Below are 18,657 nucleotides of genomic sequence, written 5' to 3'. Positions count from 1 at the left end.
CGTCCCGCCCGTCCTTTTTGGACGGGCGGGACGCCCATCCCACAAACTTTTGGAAGTTATTTAATTCTCATTCCTTAGTTCGGAGGAACTATCGGATCGTCCTCTCCAGAACTGCATATTGTTCTGCGCTCAGCTTTGGCAATTTCCATCAAGGGGTAACTACCAACGGCTGATACTAAACTTGCCTTTATATTGGCAATGATTTCTCCCGCAGCATTGGGAACCCCCATTGCTAATAATGTCAGGGGGGTAGATGAAACTATAGGTATCACAGCTCGTTTCTCCGTCAAAGAAAGGGATCAGGAAGAAGCTAGTTGGCCAACTGCGCTCTATTATTAACCAGGGGGTAGGGAGACAATTATGCAAAATTTTCTGAAAATTTTTCGCCTCATCAAGCTGCAAACCTTCTCAGTGCTTGCTTTACCGATTATTAAATTTTCTGTAAATCTTACATTGAGACGCAATTAAATCCTAGGCAGAGTACATCTCTGAGGTAAAATTAAGTCTAATCCTTTAATTGCTCAGGCATAGTCTCATGCCGATTCCCAAGCTTAGTGAAGCGACGATCCAGCATAATACCTCTGCCGCCTCCCTCAAGCGCGGTGAAACTTACTATTTAGCGGGTAATGTTACTAGCGCTGTCCTGCGTGGCAATATCGTGCAAGCAATAGTGGAGGGTTCTGAAGTTCAACCTTACCGTATTACGATAAACTTTGATGACGCTAATGTGGCATCATCAAATTGTACTTGTGCTTACGATCGCGTTGGGTGGTGTAAACATATTGTTGCTACCATGTTATTATGTCTGCGACAACCACAAATAATTGAGCAGCGCCCGACACTGGAACAGTTACTCGATCGCCTAAACGATGTACAAACCCAGCAATTAATACAAAATTTAGTAGAAAAGGAGCCCTCACTCATTGATCCGATCGAACGATACGTTAACTTAAGTGCTATTCCTACGCCTCCACAGCAACCTACTAAAGCACCCCGTCGCACCTCCATTAATCCTGCTCCCTTTCGACAACAAGTACGACAAATTTTGCGAAATGCTGTGCGTTATTTCGACGAGGGATGGGAGGAAGAAGACCCCATTACAGAAGAACTATTAGATGTGATTCAGCAAGCGCAGGAATTGATTGCAGAGGGAGATGGTAACAACGCCTTAGTAATTTTACAAGCCATCACCGAAGCCTGCGTTAAAGATTGGGATGACGTAGAAGAATATGGCGCTGAAAGTTCTGATATAGCTAACGCTTTGGATGAAGCTTGGACAGAAGCCATTTTGACGGCCGAACTAACTGCTGAAGAAGAGATCGATCTCCAGGTGATGTTAGAAGGTTGGCAAGATGAATGGGATTGCGATTTCACCATGAGCTTGAAAGCTTTACGCCAAGGTTGGGATGACCCCCTAATTCAACAGGTACTTCAAGGAAATATTACGGGGCAAGAAATAGGAGCTAATGACGCACCAGAATGTGCTAAGAACTTAGCATTAATTCGCTTGCAAATCCTCGATCGCCAGGAACGCTATCAAGAATACTTATACTTAGCCCAAGCAGAAAACTGCTCTCAACAATACTTGACCATGTTAAGTCGTTTGGGGAGAGTAGAAGAAGCAGTGGAAGCTGCTGCTACTCAGATGAAATCAGCGGAAGATGCTTTTGCTCTAGCTCAAAGTTTACAAGCACAGGAAGCCCAAGCTGAAGCTCTCAAAATTGCTAAAACTGGGTTGAATTTGTCAGGTAATTGCCTTTATAAACTGGCAATTTGGACGAGTGAGTTGGCTGTTGAATTGGGAGAAAACGAAGTTGCATTAAATTCTAGAATGCGGGTTTTTGAAATCAAACCATCCTTTGCCGATTATCTTTTAGTGAAGGAGTTTGCAGGAAACAGTTGGTCAACTGTGAAAGCAAATTTGTTAGCAACTCTGAGAAGTGATAGAAGTTGGGGAGTTTCTGAAGCACAGGTTGATATTTTTCTCTATGAGGGACTTATTGAAGATGCGATCGCTGTTGCTGAGGGCTTAAGTGGCTACGAATCGGCACTGATTCACCGAGTAATGGGGGCTGCGATCGCCCACCGCCCCGATTGGGTGATCGCCAATGCTTGTCGGCTTGCTGAATCGATTATGGATCGGGGGAAATCAGAGGACTACGATCGTGCAATTAAGTGGTTGGAAAAAGCCCGCGCTGCCTATTTACAAATGGGGCAAAATCTTCAGTGGTGTGCTTATCGTTCTCAACTTATGCAAATACACAATCGGAAGCGGAAATTAATGGGGATGCTGAAGAGTCCAAACTTAGATTGAGGCTGAATTTTACCGTAAACCGGAACAAGTGAAAGCTGCCCAATAAAAAGGGTCAGCAAAAGGGAAATCTAAGCAACTAATTATTTCCAGTCGTTCCAAAGTTTTGTAATTGCGTGTTGCTGTTTCGGCCCGCTTTTCTTCCTCTTGTAGCCATTGTAGGTAGTCGGCAGAACCTTCAGAATAGGAATTACGCTGGTTTTCGGCAAACTGGCGATCGCCCTCCGCCTCTTCAAATTTGCGTTCTAATAAATCAGCAAGTTGGGGAGAATAGCAAGCGACAAATTTTGATCCAGAGAGCGATCGCAAATTTATTTGTGCTTGCTGCAATGCTTTTGGGCGACTACTTCCTTCCTGCCGAAGTTTGTGATAAAAAATTGAAAATAAGGCTGTTGCTAAATCATCTACAGCCCACAGCGTGCTCACCACACTCCGAGCACCCGCACATAAAAATCCCGTCGATAATGTCAAAATATCATCAGTAATTTCCGTAGTTCCTAACCCAGTTTCACAACAGGATAAAAACACATCAACTAGATGAGGAAGCCGCCATCCTGGTGTCATTAACTGCCCCAAAGTAATGCTACCATCTGCCAATTCCAGTCTGGATTCTAACGGATTATCAAGGCGAGATTGAGCATGATGGCTAGAGATAATTCCCTGGACTTGTAGAGAAAGTTGCCGATAGTTGCTGACCGTTGCTTGGCTACGTCCTCGTAAGTGTTGTTCATTGCGAATATTATACAGTTTGGCAATTTGTTCACCCTCAAAACTTGCACAGGGTAAATCTTCCGTTGCATCTTCCACAATACCATACATTAGTCGATCGTTGACAGGTGGACGTTTGTGGCAAAATTCTAAAACTTGACAACTAGGACTGTAACGAATTAGAAATTTATCTCCTAAATATTGACCATTTTCTAAGGGTAAAGCAGCAAAAGGAATTTGGTGTAGGCAAAGGTGAGGAACAATAATCAGTTCCTCGATATTATTAAGGTACTGACTAATCAGGTTATCGATTTGCAGGCGGCGGGAAAGTTCCGCTAAAAACTGCGGAATTCGATTTCTCCACTTAGCTTTACATTGTAATTGCGCTTGGGCTGATTTACTTAAATCGCCAGAATCCAAGTAGGGTTTGAGCCAATTTTTATTAATCCATTTTTGTAAGTTTTTCCCTCGTCTTCTAGTTATTTTGTACAAATTTAGTTCGGCTTGTCGCAAAACAAATACATATGTATCTTTATCAGTAGTGTAAAAATTAAGTATTGCTGTAGTAGGGCGATCGATGAGTTCTTGAATCGCGGTTAAATTAGGGGGAATGACTTGAATTTCGCCCGCTAAAACCGGATCTAAACGTCTTAGTTGTTCCCAAATTTGTTGTTTTTCACTTTCTAAACCTTGGATATTTTCACTAATGGCTTCTAAAGCTGCTCTATTGCGTGTACAATCCATATCAATTAGATCCTTAGCTCTAACTGCAATTAACTTCTGCTTTTTACTTGATTTCTTTAAACCGGAACGTTCGCAATCTATCTGTCGTTGAATTCCTTCAAATTCTGCTAAATATTCTTCTACTTCTGAAGGTATATCTCCATGAGAGTAAAGGTCATTACTGGCAATTAAATCTACTAAGCGACGAGAGCGAGAACGTTCTACATATTCAAAAGCTTGTTGAAAATTTTTCGTATTAACTAATGCTTGTACAATATGTTCATAAAGATATATATCTTCTCCTAAAATTTCTTGGCGGCGTCGATCGGTATTAGCCCAAACTCGCAATTGTTCTAAAGCTTCAATAGCAAGACAATACCCTTCAATGGCTTCTCTCCATAGTCCTAATTTGAAGGCAATTTGACCTAAAACTTGTCCCGAAATCAGACAAAGTTGGGGGAAAGCTTGAGGAGTTCTAACTTTTAATGCTAACTTAAAGTATTGCATTGCTTCGGTAAACTGCTCTAAATTGTGGTAGAGATAACCTAAATTATTTTGTACAGTTGCCCAATTTTCAGGAAAATCTTTGAGAGTATAAACTTCTAAAGCAGCTTGGTAATAGTCCCGCACCAGTTTTAGGTTTTCGTCAATACTTCCTTGAGTGCGATCGCTATAAGCATAACCTAAGTTTAATTGCACCATAGCCCAATCTTCAGGAAAATCTTTCTGAGTATAAACTTCCAAAGCTGACTTATAGTAAAAAATAGCCCTTTCTAAATTTTCAATTTCATTTTGAATACTGCGCCTCCTATAGGCATTTCCTAAATTATTTTGGATCATTGCCCAATTTTCAGGGGAAATTTGACGGGTATTTACTTGCAAAGCCCTTTGATAGTAATTAATAGCTATTTCTAAGTTATTATCCTCATCTCCTAGCAGACGTTCGCTATAAGCACTACCAATATTATTTTGCAGCATGGCCCACTGTTCAGGGAAATCTGAACGAGTATATATTAGTAAAGCATTTTCATAACATTTGATAGCACTTTCTAAACTTTGTAAGGAATCGCCATAAATTCGTTCACTATGAGCAATTCCTAGATGCTGTTGTGTTTCCGCCCACTGTTCGGGATAATTTTCATAATTACGAACTTGCAAAGCATTATTAAAAGCTTCGATTGCTAATTCTATATTTTCGAGACGGCTACCATATTTGCGATTGAGGTAAGCAATCCCTACATTATTTTGAATCATCGACCATTGTTTACGATTAAATGCTTTTTGATAAGATTCAAGACAGGTAAGATAAAGAACAATAGCTTCTTCTACATTTTCAGCTTGATTTCCTGCAGCATTTCTTAAATAAAAAGTTCCTAAGTTATTTTGGAGCAAACCCCAAATTTCAGGAAATTGACTATAACAGCAAGCATCTAAAGCAATTTTATAATAGCTGAGAGCTTTCTCAAGGTTATCAACTCGCTCTCCTGTAACTCTATTTTGATAGCCATACCCTAAATTATTCTGAATTTTTAACCAATTTTCTAAATAACTCTCTGGATTATAAATAGTTAAGGCATTTTGAGAAGCAGCAATTGATGATTCAATATTTTCGGAAAAATCTCCTTTTAGTCTCTCTAAATAAGCAACTCCTAAATTAAGTTGTATCAGTCCCCACACTTCTGTAAAAGTCTCAGAATTATACACTTGTAATCCTAATTCATAATATGCAATTGCCCGTTCCAAGTTATCCGAATATTTCCCCGTTGTAGAAAGGTAATAGGAAAATCCTAAATTATTTTGAGTGTTCGCCCAATTGTCGGGATAGTCCTCACGATTATAAACTTGTAAAGTAGCCTCTATCAAACTCCTACCTAATTCTATATTCTGTTCTTGACTTCCCTTGAATCTGCTGAGATATGTCGCCCCTAAATCATTATGAATAAAAGCCCATAATTCAGGGAATTCTTCTTTCTGACAAATTTGTAGAGCAGTTTGATAACACTCAATCGCTTTCTCAATATTCTCAGCACGATTTTCTATTTTTTGACGGTAAGCATCTCCCATACAAAATTGGATCGTACTGGATTGTTCGGGGAAGTCTTCAGCACTATAAACAGTTAAAGCTGCTTGATAACACTCAATTGCTTTTTGGAGATTGTCGTCTCGATTCTCTTCAATTGTAATATAAGCATTACCTAAGCTCTCTTGAGTTTCTGCCCACTGTATGGGATAATCAGTATAAGTACGGACTTGTAAGGCATTGTGAAAAGTGGCGATCGCCATTTCACTGTTATCTAATTTTTGCCCTTGAATACGATTATAATAAGCTAGACCCAAATTATTTTGAATTCTTGCCCAATCTGTAGGATTATCCTCTTTTGGATAAACAGCCAAAGCAGCTTGATAATATTTAATTCCTAGTTCTATATTTTCCGATTCATCTCCCTTAACACGGTGGAGATAAGCCAAACCTAAATCATGCTGAATTTCCGCCCATTTTAAGGGAGACTCTTGACAATTCCACACTTTTAATGCTAATTCAAAAGCAGCGATCGCCCTCTCCAGATTTTCTTCTAAATCACCTTCATCTCTGTCAAAATAAACTAAACCTAAGCGATGTTGAATCAAACTCCATAATTGCGGTTCATCGGTATCATTACAACATTGTAAAGCTAATTCATAACACTCAATTGCCCTTTCTAAATTCCTGCTACGGTTCCCAGCAATGCGAATTTGATAAGCAAACCCCAAATGGTTTTGAGCAATCAACCAATCCTGGTGGTAATCTTCCCGATCGAGCGCCGCCGCTACTTGTTGATATCCCGCGATCGCAATTTCAATATTTTTTACACAGTCGCCCAGAGGAAAATCTTGAATAATGCTACTAAAAGTTCCAATTACCGTGGCTATATTATAAGCTTCTTCAGACTCTAATTTCGTTAAAACGTCAGTTGCCCAACTTCGCAAAAACCAATCAAAATTATCATCTAATTTATCTAAATTTTTCTCTAAAATAGGATACACAACTTCGGCATCTCCTTCACTTGCTTCAATTGCTGCCAAAACTTCTATGAAAAAATTTAATACGTCTTCAGAATTAGCTCATTCCGACCTAATTTGAATTAAGCCTTTTATCTTCGCCACAGCACTCCGCAGCCAGTCAGAACCCTCTTCATTTTCCGCAAATAATAACTCGTGTGCTACCTCCTCCATCACCTCTAATAAACCTTCATTAATGAGGGTTGAATAGTCATCCAAAATATCTCGCTCTTCACCATCTGGACAGGTACGTAGCATTTCAATTAGGTGACGATAAGCAGAGTTTAGCTGTTCTTTCATGTTACATTTTTTGGGTTAATATCAGTTTTGGTTTTATATCAATTTCGTTTGCACTCAGACATGATATAGAGGAGACGGCAGTCCCCTTGGACTACCCGGATTAATTTTCGGAACAGGGGGCACTGCGCCGTGTCGAAAGCTGTGGGTAATAGACTTCTTGCAAAAGTCCTTTCGATCAAATTTTCGGACGGGCTCTCCGGCCCATCCCACAAGAGAAAAAACTTTTTGTGGGACGGGCCGGAGAGCCCGTCCCAGCTATTTTTGCAAGAGGTCTAATATTAATTCCGAGGGTAGGGATTTGATACCACAGGAGTGCAAGTATCTGTATCGTTACAAATTTATAGGCAAGCGAGCATGATACTCACATTCCTAAAAAACGCTTTTTACAAAATGGGTATGTTCTCAGTTTTTTGAAAAAAAACATTTAAGTTTTTGTTTCAAATTCCCAAATTCCTGCTAATTTATTTAGCATTTTTTGGGCTAACTGTTGGAGGTAGAAATCTGCGGAGGTCACTTTTTCTTCTCGACCAATTTCTCCCATAAAAGCCTGTTTTTCAGCAGAAGACTCAACTATTTGATGATGAGGATTAATAGGAAGACTAGCGACTAATACATCTGCTCCTGCATAGCGCCATTTAATGGGCTTAGTAGTTCGGTAAATGCGCTCTAATTGAGCGATAATTTCGGAAAAATTTTGTGTTTCTAAGAGTTGTCGCACTTCTACGGCTACTGGATCGTCACTTCTCAAAAACTGATTTCCTAATTCCAGACGATAGAGATGATCGATCAGAGCATCTAAGTTTTGGAGTTGGGCAATCTGGATCGGGCTTGGCAAGAGAGAATTATCCAGGGACGGGGTAAATCCTAACAGTTTTCCTGAGTCTAATTTTTCCCCAAATTCAACTATTACATAGCCGATTCTGTCTTCTATGGCTGCTGGTGGAACTACGATCGCACTTTCTCCAAACCAAACCGGGCGGCATTCTAATTTACCCATGCCTGGTAACACCAAATCAGCAATATCCCACTGGGCACGGACGACTGGATGCCAACTATCGCCTTGAATTAAATCGGGTTCGTAAGCTTGCCATTTGAGGTAACTATAGACAACATAAACTGCTAAAGTATTCACATAAACTCGTTTGGCAGCCTCATGCTTTGTCAATTCAGGAGCGAGTTGCAGAGTCTCGGCCGCAAATTTTCGAGCGGTGCGGTGAGCCTCAGTACCTAGTGGAACTGTCAATAGCGTTGGGTTTGTGCTTTGCATAATTTAATCCTCTCTTGTGTATCCTAGCTCTAATGCGATCGCTTGGAGCAAGGGGCGACAGTTCCTTTCCCAGTGTGATTTTAGAGTTTGGTAGTTGATGTTAAATTCTTTGGCGATCGCAGTAAACTTGTCAGGGGTGGTTTTAAACAGCACCTTTAATGTGAGAACTTGACAGTTACACTCTGGATAATTTTTAGGATGACAGGAGCGAAATTTCCCATCGGGGTCTTCTTGGACGTATTGTTCTAGCTGTTGAATAATATTCTGATAATTTTCTTGTTCTAAAAGTGCTATATAGCCATCCAAACCACTGCGGGTAGGAGGGGAAAAACTTGTTTCTGAAAGCACATCCAGCAACGCGGTTGTAGTATCTGAGCCTCCTATGAGGGCATCTAAACTGTAGGTGGGCGGTTGAGAAGGTAAATTCAAATCCTTAATGCGCCACTCTAGGTAACTATTTATCCATTGTCGCAGTCGTCTTGACACATTCGGATCGCTAAGCTTGAAGTTCGAGCAAATGCTTTTGTTCACCCATACCCAGGTTTTATTTAAGGCGTCTAAATAATCGGGATGTGCAGATCGCAGTAGTCCGGGAAGTTCCTGCAGTTCGGCGAGCAATCGGTTCATCGCTTTGCGCCTTTGGGAGCTGTTTTGGGGATACTCGCATACCTCCTCAATTAGTTGGCGCAGCATTTGATCCATGGGTGTTACATTAATTATTTGAGTTCTAAAATCATTGTTGCACCGCTTGGAGATTCTCCGCTAACCAGAGGATGCTCTGTGTTCTGCGTGCACCCGAAAGTTAGAGTTAGATCGTGTCCGATCGATAAACCATAATATCCCGGTCGGGGCGGGTTTTTGAGATTGTCAATTATTGGCAGGTATTGTTGGCTCACGGGCCCTTACAAAAATCGCGATCGCTCGACTAGACATGATATTATATCAATTGCGGTTTGCACTCCTCATGACTGTTAATTGTTGATTCGGGGTAGCCAAACTGAATGATAGTTGAGTGTTGAATGTTGACTCGATTTTAGGCCCGACGATGAAGCGCGGACTTGATATGACTGATTTCAGATTAATTCAAATGTCGATCGATCGTCACAATCGAAACTGGCCGCAACGCATCAAAACGAGTTGAATTCCCCCCAGCCACAGAACGAGATAACTGCACTTGCACGATTCGGTAACTCCAGTGCGGTTCCCGGCGCACCCGATCGCCCATCCAGCTCAAAACAGTAGCAATATCCTCAAAAGCATCCAAAGCCAACACGATCGAGCCTCCAGGGAGCAGCCGCAGCGCGCAAACGCCCAAAATTTTAGTCAACCCTCCGCCACTGCCGCCAATAAAAATCCGGTGCGGAGGACGCAAGCGGTGCAAAATTTCCGGGGCGGTTCCGTGAATCGAAAACACATTTTGCAGCCCAAAACGGCCATAGTTGAACTCGATCGCCGAAGTACCAGAAACCGTTTGTTCGATCGCATAAACCTCAGACTGCGGGAATAAACGAGCAATCTCGATCGACACAGAACCGTTACCAGCACCCACATCCCAGACAACTTGTCCCGGTTGCAAAGCCAATTGTGCCAAAACCAACACCCGCACTTCCCGTTCAACCGTCAAACCCGGCTTATCTCCACAACCGATAAAAGCTGCATCCGGTATTCCCAACAAAGGCAACTTTTCCAAATCCAAAGGTTCCGTCCCCGGCGGGGGTTCCCGCAGCATCACCACCACGCTCAGCGGTGCAAAAGACTCTCCCAGCAAAGCTTCCAGAGACTTGGGGCTTACCCGTTCCTCGGCAGCCCCCAAATTTTCGCAAACCCAAAACTTGTAGCGTGTCGGCAAATCTAGAGCTTTCACCAAACTTGCCAGTAAAGCCGGAGTATGAGCTTCGTCCGCCAGCACCGCAATCTTCTCCACACCGAGCTTCAGCTTCGCCGTCAGCTCCTCAAAATAGCGTCCTTGAGAGCCTACACAATGAGCATCTTGCCAAGGGATTCTCAAGCGGTTAAAAGCCAACTGCACAGAACTGACATGGGGGTGAAAAGTCAATTTTTCTGCAGGCAATTGGGAAATTAACAACTTTCCCCAGCCGTAGAACAGCGGGTCGCCGGCCACTAAAATTACGATCGGTCGATCGCGGGGTTCCACCGTCCCTGCAGAGGGTTCTAATTCCGGTTCAGTCGCCCACCAGCGCCGAATTTCCAGAATTGCTTCGGTCAAATCTTCCAACGCCCAGCGCTCTCCGTCGTGCTGGGGAAAATAGCTCAAATGGCGATCGCTCCCTATGAGCAAAGCGGCCATTTCTACAACCTGCCGCGCCGATTCGCTCAGCCCCGCAGCTCCATCTAAACCTATACCAACAACGTGTACTGTCACTTTTTAAGCAAAAAGTAAAAAACCAGAATTACTGATTTTTCCTGGTTTTTCATAAATTGTTTCCTTGACTTTAATGTCAAACAAAAATAATTAAAGCATTTAGGATCGTCAATTAAATAATTTCCCTTTTTTCTTGTGGGATGGGCGTCCCGCCCGTCCCCGATAGACGGGCGGGACGCCCATCCCACAACAGTCATGAAAAGTGGATTTTATTTAATTCTGATCCCTTAATAGCCAATATCCTGACTATTGTCACAGGGGAGAGGGGGAGAGGGGGCGAAAGAGTGGGAGATGGGAAGAGTGGGAGATGGGAAGAGTGGGAGATGGGAAAAAATCTTCCTTCTTCCTTCTTCCCTCTTCCTTCTTCCTTCTTCCCTCTTCCTTCTTCCCTCTTCCTTCTTCCTTCGTTAAAACTCAAAAACAGGCCATTCCGGTTGCCGGAGATAGGTGGTCATGTCGTCAAACTTCCGCAGTTCCACTCGGTTTACGGACAGTTCTTGCGGCGTGTCCAGCCATTGCTCGTTTAACTCTGACAGCAAAGCGCACAAGCGAGCGCGGTCAAGGTTCGGCCCGATGTCCCCAAAATAACCCAGAGTAATGTGTGCCGTGAAATGATATTGCTGTTCAATTCCCAAAGCCATTAAATCGGGATTTTGATAGATCGATCGGCGAAACTCCAGAATTTGCTTGTAAGAGTTTTCGTCCGTCGGTGCCAAACAAACACCCACAGCTCTAGTCATCACCATCAACCCCAGCACTATCCAGCGAATGGGAGCGCCGCCCGCCAAGGGTTTACAGGCGGCAAAACGATCGGCCATGCGCGAGCGCAGTTGCTCCTCAAATTCGGGATTTTTATCAGAGGCATCTCGAAAAGCGCTGCTCCAAATCAAATCGGCTACGGTTAAATGGAAGGTATCAGGAGGCAGTGCCACGATCGCACCTTCCGCTATTTCCTGCAATAGCCGTTGTTGGATCGAGTGCAAATTACTATACAATGCAGCATTTTCTGCATCTTCCCCCGCAGGGGGCGTAATCACCGAATAACCTGGAAAAGGTACAGGATTTCTCCGGCCTGCTTCGTCGGGCTTAAATTTTGGAGATTCCTGAATGTGTTCCACCTGGGACTTGTAGGAGTCCAGCAGCGTCATTCGCGCCACCCGATTTACGTAAGCTTGATAAGTATCATCCAATCTTGATTTCCTCGCGGTGACATACTCCCACACCAAATTTTATATTATGGCGCGGGCTTCCAACAGCCCTATTCAGGATATGTTGGACAAGCCTCGCCTGCAACTCTGATTTTTTTGGCTAGTGAGCGTTTATGCAAATTTACCTGTTTTGGGGGGAAGACGACTTTGCGATGGCGCAGGCTGTGACAAGTTTGCGCCAAACAGTCCTCGACCCCAACTGGGCTAGTTTTAACTATGACAAAATTATTGCCGATTCCGCCGGATCTGTGGTCGAAGGGCTCGATCGAGCCTTAACGCCGCCCTTCGGTACCGGCAGCCGTTTTGTCTGGCTGGCAAATACGACTGTAACGCAGCAGTGCTCTCCTGAACTGTTAGCCCAATTTGAACGAACACTGCCGGTAATTCCCCCTACCACCGTGCTGCTGCTGACATCCGTCAAAAAACCCGACAGCCGGCTCAAGTCTACCAAGTTAATTTCCCAGTCCGCCCAAGTGCGGGAATTTTCACCGATTCCGCCTTGGAATGACAAAGAATTAGCCCAGCGGGTGCGCCAAGTCGCGGGCGAAATGAACGTAAAATTGACAGCCACAGCGATCGAACTTTTGGCCGAATCCATTGGCAGCGATACCCGCGGGCTATACAGCGAACTCGAAAAATTGCGACTGTTTGCGGGCAACCGCAGCCAACCTCTGAACCCGGAAGAAGTTGCGGCACTGGTGCACTGTCACGCCCAGAATACCTTCCAGCTAGCCGATGCGATTCGCGAGGGCAATACCTCCGCCGCTTTGGATTTATTGGCAGGCTTAACTGGCCGCAGCGAGCCTGGTTTGAGGATTGTGGCTGGCTTGACTGGTAAGTTTCGGATTTGGCTGTGGGTAAAGGCAATGATCCAAGCGGGCGATCGCGATGATAAAATTGCTCAAGCTCTAGAACTAGGCAATCCGAAACGAGTATACTATTTTCGTCAAGAAGTCAAGAACGCCAGCTTAGAAAAACTGCAAAAAAGTTTGCCCTTGCTGCTAGACTTAGAAGCTTCTTTAAAGCGGGGGCGGGAAGAAAACTCAACCTTGCAAACCAAAGTTATAGAACTTTCTAGCTTGTTTCGCTGATGCGCGACAGGGCACAGGATCTGCCCCCTACTGTAAATTTTTACAACAAATTTCGATAGTGGCTATGTGCTTGATGCCCGATCGCAGGCCAAAAGGTCAATAGATACTAGAAATACTCTCAGAATGCCAAAGTAGAAGTTAATGTGGTAAATAAATATTGTCCGCCGAATGCCGATCGGTTAATATTATTTGCCGGCTCTCCACCCCCCCCAAAAAAAGAGCGCTACCCATGACACAACAGAACCCGCGGGAACTGCTCAAGCAAGGCGATCCAAAAGCGATCGCATCTAGCATCAACCGTACACTCAAACCCAAAGGCATCAACGCCGATGTGACGCGGGACAACGGCTGCCTCCACATAATTCTGGAGGCAGACAAAGTACCGGATCAAATGGTATTGGTCGATTTCATCCGCACCGGCATGACGAAGCTGGGACTCGAATCAATTCACACTGTAAAGGTTTACGGGCGTCGAACAGGTGACGGTGAGCCTGCGTGGGAAGATGAAATTGATCTGATGCCTGCAAATTCCATGCCTTACCCCTTGGATAGTGGAATGCCTGACGACTCTGTAGGTTTAGGTGATGTCGAGCCCGAAGAGGAAGACTATTATCAAGAAGGAGAATTCGATCGAGATGACGACGAGGAAGACGAAGACGAATACGAAGATCAAGCCCCGCCTCCGAAAAAACAATTTCCCAAATGGGTAATACCTGTGGGTATCTTAGTACCTCTGGTGGCGATCGCAGGGCTTTTCTTTACTAAAACTTTCCCCTTCGGCGACTCTAACCCAGAACCCATCGCCCCCGAAGCTGCTTCCCCTTCCCCGAAACCCGCATCTCCCCCTTCTAAAGCCGCTGCATCCTCGACCGCCGCATCTCCGGGCACCCCACAGGCAGCCTCCCCTGCACCAAAACCCGATCCCACTGCTACAGCGCCAGCAAGCCCAGCTCCAGCCTCACCTGCACCAAAAGCCGCCGCGCCTAAGCCTGACTCTTGGAGAGAAGCCGTTAACACAGCTCAGAAGGCAGCAATTTCGGCCCAGACGGCTCAGTCTCAAAATGAGTGGATCGCAGTAGCAAGCCAGTGGCAACAAGCGGTTAAGCTCATGAGAGCCGTACCGTCAACCAGCCCTAACTATCAAAAGGCTCAGCAAAAAGCGGCAGAATATCAGGCTAACCTGATTGTTGCCAACCGCAGGGCAGCAGCAGCGCCTTAAGAGTTTTGAGTTTTGAGTTGAATACTCGATGTGCTAAAAGTCAAAAGTCAAAAGCCAAAAGTAAAAAAACTTGTTTTTACTGAAAGCTTTCTTACTTTTGACTTTTTTCAATTTTATTAAAATTTCATTTAACTTTACCTATTGCTCTGACGGCGTGACAACCCCGTCAGCCTGGTTGCTAAGGATCGCGAATTAAATAACTTACAATTTTAATTGTTATTGTGGGATGGGCCTAAGAGCCCGTCCTTTTTGGATGGGCTCTTAGGCCCATCCCACTTTCAAGAGTGGAAGTTATTTAATTCTCATTCCTAAACACAGAGCTTAGTTTAAATTTGTTCTTCCCCTTGATTAAAACGCTGAATTCCTTGATTTTCCTCTACGCGCACAATAGCATCTTTGGGAATATTGAGGATGCCTGTAAATGAATTTTGGCTTACTTTGAAAGCTTCTTCCTTATTTTTGTACTCGGCAATTTCGCGCTGTAAATTGTCAATTGTCTCTTGAAACCGAGCGGCTTGTCTGAGCATTTCTTGTTCTGAAAAGTCCAGCAATTGAATCAGATTAGCCACCTGATATTCAAGTAATTGGGTTTCGGCAATATTGTTATTAGTAACAAAAATTTTAGAAATTTCTGAATAGTCAAAAACACTTTTTTTTTCGGGCTGGGATAATGCGGTTTTGACACTAAGTGCCAAATCTTTAAATATTTCAGCCGTGCTTTGGGGAATTTTAACTTTTAGGAACATCACTACCGCAAACACACTTCCTGACGGCAGAAGTCCCCCAAATGCCAAGACAGACTTGACTTGGTAGGGGATAATTAAGGAATTTTGCTCAGGAATAAAGGGGCTGCCTTTTGCCTCTGATACGTGAAAAATATTTAATACTGCGGGTTCTAATTGCAGGAACCTTTCTCGCTCTATTCCGAGGAATGTAGGAATGTCTAAACCAAACTGCCGGATTATTTCCGAAATCGCCGGCATTTGAGCCACTAATTTTGTGCTAACTAATGGAATAGCTGTATTTTCTGCTGCGGTGTGCCGAGAATTCCACTGCGGTTCTGTGCCTGCGGCTGCTAGCAGAGTCCAACATTTCATGTCGGCGGCGGGGGAATTGCCCTTCATCAAGCGGCGCGCGGATTGTTGCAATGAGTCTTCTAATTCCCCGTAGGGATGAGTTTTGAACAAACGCACTAAGGCACAGGTATTTTCTCCAGTTTGCGAATCGCAAAAATGTTGGTAAATATAGTTAACAATCTTCTGGCTGCTGGCTTCCATACTAGCTGTATTTCTACCGAACTGGCGCAGGACTAAGCTGCATTTAGCCATGTCTTGCGGGGTAAATAGGGTAATATCGTACATTGAAAAACGCTCTCCAAGAGCTCAAACACTGTTTTTCATTTATCGTTAAGGCCGCTAAGCCATCCGGAATCCTACTGAGAGTTTTGAAAAAAGTGTTATATCAAATCCGGTAGCATCGGAATTATTCCTCTCTGTATTCTCTCCCTCTGCGTTCTCTGCGCCCTCTGCGGTTAAATCATTCCGATACAACCGGAAACGATATTAGTTAAAATATGTAGAAAATTTGCCCGCCAAATGCAGCGGTTGTATGCCAGGATACAGAAATTAAGATTTAAAAAAAATCTATCCCCTAGGGTAGGCCACAAGGACAGAAAAGCCGATGTATAATTTATGGAATAAATTTTGACGATGACTCGCCCATAGAAATTAAAAAAACAAGGTTTTTCAGCGGATATGCCTCGCGTTGTATTGGGCATTTTCGTAGATAAAAGTCGGTTTCTGGGTCAGCCATATTCACAGAAATCCTAGAAACTCAAGCTGCAATTTTTGTGGGGGGCGATCGCACGCCGATTAATCAAAAATTGGTACAATTTCGTCAGTCTTGGACGCAAAAACCGGGTTTGCTTACAGAAAAAAAACCCGGTTGCTTTGTTTTGGCTAAGTAGATGCTGTGTTCAAAACTTTTAACAACCCCACACAACTCTACTCAGCAGGTGGAGACTTTGCTTCCAGGGCATCTTTAGCAGACAATCCCTGATCTTGAACGCCAAAATACCACAAACTAGCAGCAGCTTCGGCACGAGTGACTGATTTCTTCGGCTGAAACAAAGTAGTAAAACCAAAAACCCGGCGAATATTCGCCAAATCTCCATTGTTAAAATCAGCTAAAACTGCCCGCGACGCCTGGGAATCAATCTTAGAAGCATCTTGAAAACCCCACTTTTCTTTCACTCCTTCAATGTTAGCTGTCGGCAAAACTTGACGACTATCTAAAGGCACTTTCCAGAGAATCATTGTTTCGCGAGTTAAAGGTGCATCCGGGCGAAATTTCACATCTTTAGTTTCTCCAGAAAGCGAACTCGGAATTACACCGGCTTCTGCTAAACCTTGAATTGCTGAAAAATCCGGGTCAGTTTTGGGTACGTCAGAAAAGGCTGGTTCGCTAGAGTCTACTGCTAATCTAATTTGTTTGGCTTGACGGCTAGCATAAATCTGGTTGTTAGCTGCGACTAACCAGCGGGCGTATTCGCGGCGAGTAATAATTTTGTTGGGTTTGGGTAAACTGCTGGCAGTTTCTAAATTAGCGCTTTCTGTAGTTCGCACTTTTAGCACTTCCAACTGACTTAAATCTGCCACAAACTGCCGCAACTGTTGAGGAATTTGGGTGTCTAGTTGGCTAACTTGTGCTGATTTTGGCGATGCAGATGGTGTTGGAGTAGTTCCCTCTGAATTAGAGGGAGTTGGTGAAGCGGATGGAGATGCGCTAGACTCGGAATTATTAGGTTGGGGACTGGCTGCAATTTCGGGGCTTTCTTTGCTGTAGTCGATCGCAAATTCTGTAGAACCCCCTACTTTCTGAGTAGGAGAAAGCGACACTGTTACCCGTAAATTATCTCGCGTTGCTACCAAAGAACCTTGTCCCTCGGCGGTGGGGCGGCTGACTATTTCCCAGTTGCGACGCCCAAACTCTGTGGAGTAAAAGTTCTGAACCGAATTAACAGGATCTGTGCTTTCCCACCGCAGTCGCACATTTTTTTGCGACGGATCGGTTGGCCCACCAACTTCGATTAACTCAGCATTAGGATAGAGTGGAATCTCTGTCGGGAAATCCGGAGGAAGTTTGGCGGTAGAGTTTGTCTCAATTGCTGTCGCTGGTGGCGGGGAAGAGAAAACTACTGGATTTTGTTTTAATTGCGGATCGGCGGCTAAAGATTCTTCGAGGGCCTTGCTGTTGGGGCTGTTTGCACAAGCTGTGACAGCAGCCAGCAGACACACAGCTAGCCAAGTATTTACAGCAGCGAGTATATTGGTTTTATTGGTTTTAGTGATTTTAGATCGTCCTTGAGAGTTGCCGCGCCGTTGAGTAAATATAATATTCAGCATAAATCGCCCCTTTGCAGATATATTTCTAGGCTAGCGCAGATCGATCGGGCAAATATATTTATTACCCAAATGAAATTTCTGTATTTACTTCTAGTTACTGCTACATTACTTTCATACCCTGTCAAGTTTGCCCGTCCTGCTGCATCTCAACCAGCCCCGCTACAGACAGCCATTCAGATGCCAGAGTGGCAGCCATTTTGCTCGGCGATAGGTCAATTTGCGATCGATATGCCGGCAAATCCCAAAATTAATTCCGAAATTTTTTCAAATCAAATTATTGCTCATACATACCGATCGAACTTAAAAAACAAAGAAACTTATTTGCTTCAATACTTTGACCTAGATTTTCGGCTGAGGAACAATAATATCAATAATATCAGAATAACTTTAAATAGTGCCGTTGATGTTTTCGTAGTGGCGGCGAATGCTAAACTCTTGCAAGTGCGGGATATTTCCCTCGGAGGCTATCCGGGAAAAGAATTTGAGTTTCAGCCGCTTTCCCCCACTGAACCTGTAGGTGTAGGTCAAGTTTTTTTGGTAGAAACGCGCGTTTATGGGCTGGTAGCCAGTACCTCAGAACCAGAAAATGCTCAAAAATTTCTCGACTCTTTTCGTTTATTTTGAAGCAGGAAGTTGGGTAATGGGTAGTGTACGATATTTAACGGATTTAACGGAGAAATGTTGAAGGAATAAGTCACAGATTCCAGGAAAGAGAGAAAAACGAGTGGGGAGCGGTTATCTAATTTATTAATAAAACTTATGCTTGGCAACTGGGTGTTCAGGAAAATCTTGACTTGGGCAACAAAAAAGATTCCCATCAACCGCGTTTTTGAGGAAGAATGTAGTCAGAACTAAATTACGCTTGATTTCACGTAATACCTTATGGTATTTTTTGTACTCTATCTAACGACATAGATAAATTTTACACCCGTGGAGCGATGTAGATACTTGCTCAAGTTTATATATTTGATATAAGGATTTTTAAATTGCAGAAAGCACAAACC

12 protein-coding genes are annotated in these 18,657 nt (G+C 43.7%); 4 read left to right on the top strand and 8 right to left on the bottom strand.

All coding sequences use genetic code 11. The annotated features are described in order from the left end of the window. The first annotated feature begins 535 nt into the window (after window positions 1-535). Window positions 536-2,314, top strand: a complete 1,779-nt coding sequence (locus QT987_RS16400; protein ID WP_333241765.1) for an SWIM zinc finger domain-containing protein — start codon at window positions 536-538, stop codon at window positions 2,312-2,314. Between the two features lie 9 nt (window positions 2,315-2,323). Here QT987_RS16400 and QT987_RS16395 read toward each other — a convergent pair whose 3' ends face one another. From QT987_RS16395 to QT987_RS16370, 6 genes are all read right to left on the bottom strand, one after another. Continuing rightward, the gene (locus QT987_RS16395; protein WP_333241763.1) at window positions 2,324-6,805 is read right to left on the bottom strand and encodes a CHAT domain-containing protein; all 4,482 of its coding nucleotides are present in this window, start codon (window positions 6,803-6,805) and stop codon (window positions 2,324-2,326) included. A gap of 39 nt (window positions 6,806-6,844) precedes the next feature. Beyond that, window positions 6,845-7,081, bottom strand: a complete 237-nt coding sequence (locus tag QT987_RS16390; protein ID WP_333241761.1) for a hypothetical protein — start codon at window positions 7,079-7,081, stop codon at window positions 6,845-6,847. Window positions 7,082-7,505: 424 nt separating this feature from the next. Continuing rightward, on the bottom strand, window positions 7,506-8,348 hold the full coding sequence (locus QT987_RS16385) for a DUF1822 family protein (protein ID WP_333241759.1): 843 nt from the start codon (window positions 8,346-8,348) through the stop codon (window positions 7,506-7,508). 3 nt (window positions 8,349-8,351) lie between these two features. Next, complete coding sequence (locus tag QT987_RS16380; RefSeq protein ID WP_333241757.1) at window positions 8,352-9,050, bottom strand: hypothetical protein; 699 nt, start codon at window positions 9,048-9,050, stop codon at window positions 8,352-8,354. A 376-nt stretch (window positions 9,051-9,426) separates the two neighbouring features. Next, window positions 9,427-10,731 carry a precorrin-6y C5,15-methyltransferase (decarboxylating) subunit CbiE gene (cbiE, locus tag QT987_RS16375; protein ID WP_333241755.1) on the bottom strand — a complete coding sequence of 435 codons (1,305 nt, stop codon included), beginning with the start codon at window positions 10,729-10,731 and terminating at the stop codon, window positions 9,427-9,429. 407 nt (window positions 10,732-11,138) lie between these two features. Further along, window positions 11,139-11,879 (bottom strand): DUF1868 domain-containing protein, encoded by a 741-nt coding sequence (locus QT987_RS16370; protein WP_333241767.1) that lies wholly within the window; start codon window positions 11,877-11,879, stop codon window positions 11,139-11,141. 173 nt (window positions 11,880-12,052) lie between these two features. Between QT987_RS16370 and holA the strand changes: the two genes are divergently transcribed. Further along, window positions 12,053-13,030: a DNA polymerase III subunit delta gene (gene holA, locus QT987_RS16365; RefSeq protein ID WP_333241753.1), complete on the top strand. Its 978-nt coding sequence runs from the start codon at window positions 12,053-12,055 to the stop codon at window positions 13,028-13,030. A gap of 229 nt (window positions 13,031-13,259) precedes the next feature. Next, window positions 13,260-14,249 (top strand): hypothetical protein, encoded by a 990-nt coding sequence (locus QT987_RS16360; RefSeq protein WP_333241751.1) that lies wholly within the window; start codon window positions 13,260-13,262, stop codon window positions 14,247-14,249. A 326-nt stretch (window positions 14,250-14,575) separates the two neighbouring features. Here the strand turns inward: QT987_RS16360 and QT987_RS16355 are convergent, their stop codons facing one another. Together QT987_RS16355 and QT987_RS16350 are read right to left on the bottom strand one after the other, a co-directional pair. Further along, a complete protein-coding gene (locus tag QT987_RS16355) occupies window positions 14,576-15,610 on the bottom strand; it encodes a histidine kinase (protein ID WP_333241749.1) in 1,035 nt (344 codons plus the stop codon). A 642-nt stretch (window positions 15,611-16,252) separates the two neighbouring features. Further along, window positions 16,253-17,653, bottom strand: a complete 1,401-nt coding sequence (locus QT987_RS16350; protein ID WP_333241747.1) for an S-layer homology domain-containing protein — start codon at window positions 17,651-17,653, stop codon at window positions 16,253-16,255. 69 nt (window positions 17,654-17,722) lie between these two features. Here QT987_RS16350 and QT987_RS16345 point away from each other — a divergent pair, with 69 nt between their 5' ends. Then, window positions 17,723-18,277 carry a hypothetical protein gene (locus tag QT987_RS16345; RefSeq protein ID WP_333241745.1) on the top strand — a complete coding sequence of 185 codons (555 nt, stop codon included), beginning with the start codon at window positions 17,723-17,725 and terminating at the stop codon, window positions 18,275-18,277. The last annotated feature ends 380 nt before the right edge of the window (window positions 18,278-18,657 follow it).

Origin of the sequence: Microcoleus sp. SVA1B4 (assembly GCF_036700545.1) — a bacterium.
In the GTDB taxonomy this organism is placed as follows: domain Bacteria; phylum Cyanobacteriota; class Cyanobacteriia; order Cyanobacteriales; family Microcoleaceae; genus Microcoleus.
This window is presented reverse-complemented; position numbering and strand designations above follow the sequence as displayed.

Excerpts from the sequence above, each read along its gene's own strand:
- QT987_RS16400 (WP_333241765.1), top strand. The coding sequence starts at position 536 with ATGCCGATTCCCAAGCTTAGTGAAGCGACGATCCAGCATAATACCTCT.
- QT987_RS16390 (WP_333241761.1), bottom strand. The coding sequence starts at position 7,081 with ATGAAAGAACAGCTAAACTCTGCTTATCGTCACCTAATTGAAATGCTA.
- QT987_RS16385 (WP_333241759.1), bottom strand. The coding sequence starts at position 8,348 with ATGCAAAGCACAAACCCAACGCTATTGACAGTTCCACTAGGTACTGAG.
- QT987_RS16380 (WP_333241757.1), bottom strand. The coding sequence starts at position 9,050 with ATGGATCAAATGCTGCGCCAACTAATTGAGGAGGTATGCGAGTATCCC.
- QT987_RS16370 (WP_333241767.1), bottom strand. The coding sequence starts at position 11,879 with ATGACGCTGCTGGACTCCTACAAGTCCCAGGTGGAACACATTCAGGAA.
- holA (WP_333241753.1), top strand. The coding sequence starts at position 12,053 with ATGCAAATTTACCTGTTTTGGGGGGAAGACGACTTTGCGATGGCGCAG.
- QT987_RS16360 (WP_333241751.1), top strand. The coding sequence starts at position 13,260 with ATGACACAACAGAACCCGCGGGAACTGCTCAAGCAAGGCGATCCAAAA.
- QT987_RS16355 (WP_333241749.1), bottom strand. The coding sequence starts at position 15,610 with ATGTACGATATTACCCTATTTACCCCGCAAGACATGGCTAAATGCAGC.
- QT987_RS16350 (WP_333241747.1), bottom strand. The coding sequence starts at position 17,653 with ATGCTGAATATTATATTTACTCAACGGCGCGGCAACTCTCAAGGACGA.
- QT987_RS16345 (WP_333241745.1), top strand. The coding sequence starts at position 17,723 with ATGAAATTTCTGTATTTACTTCTAGTTACTGCTACATTACTTTCATAC.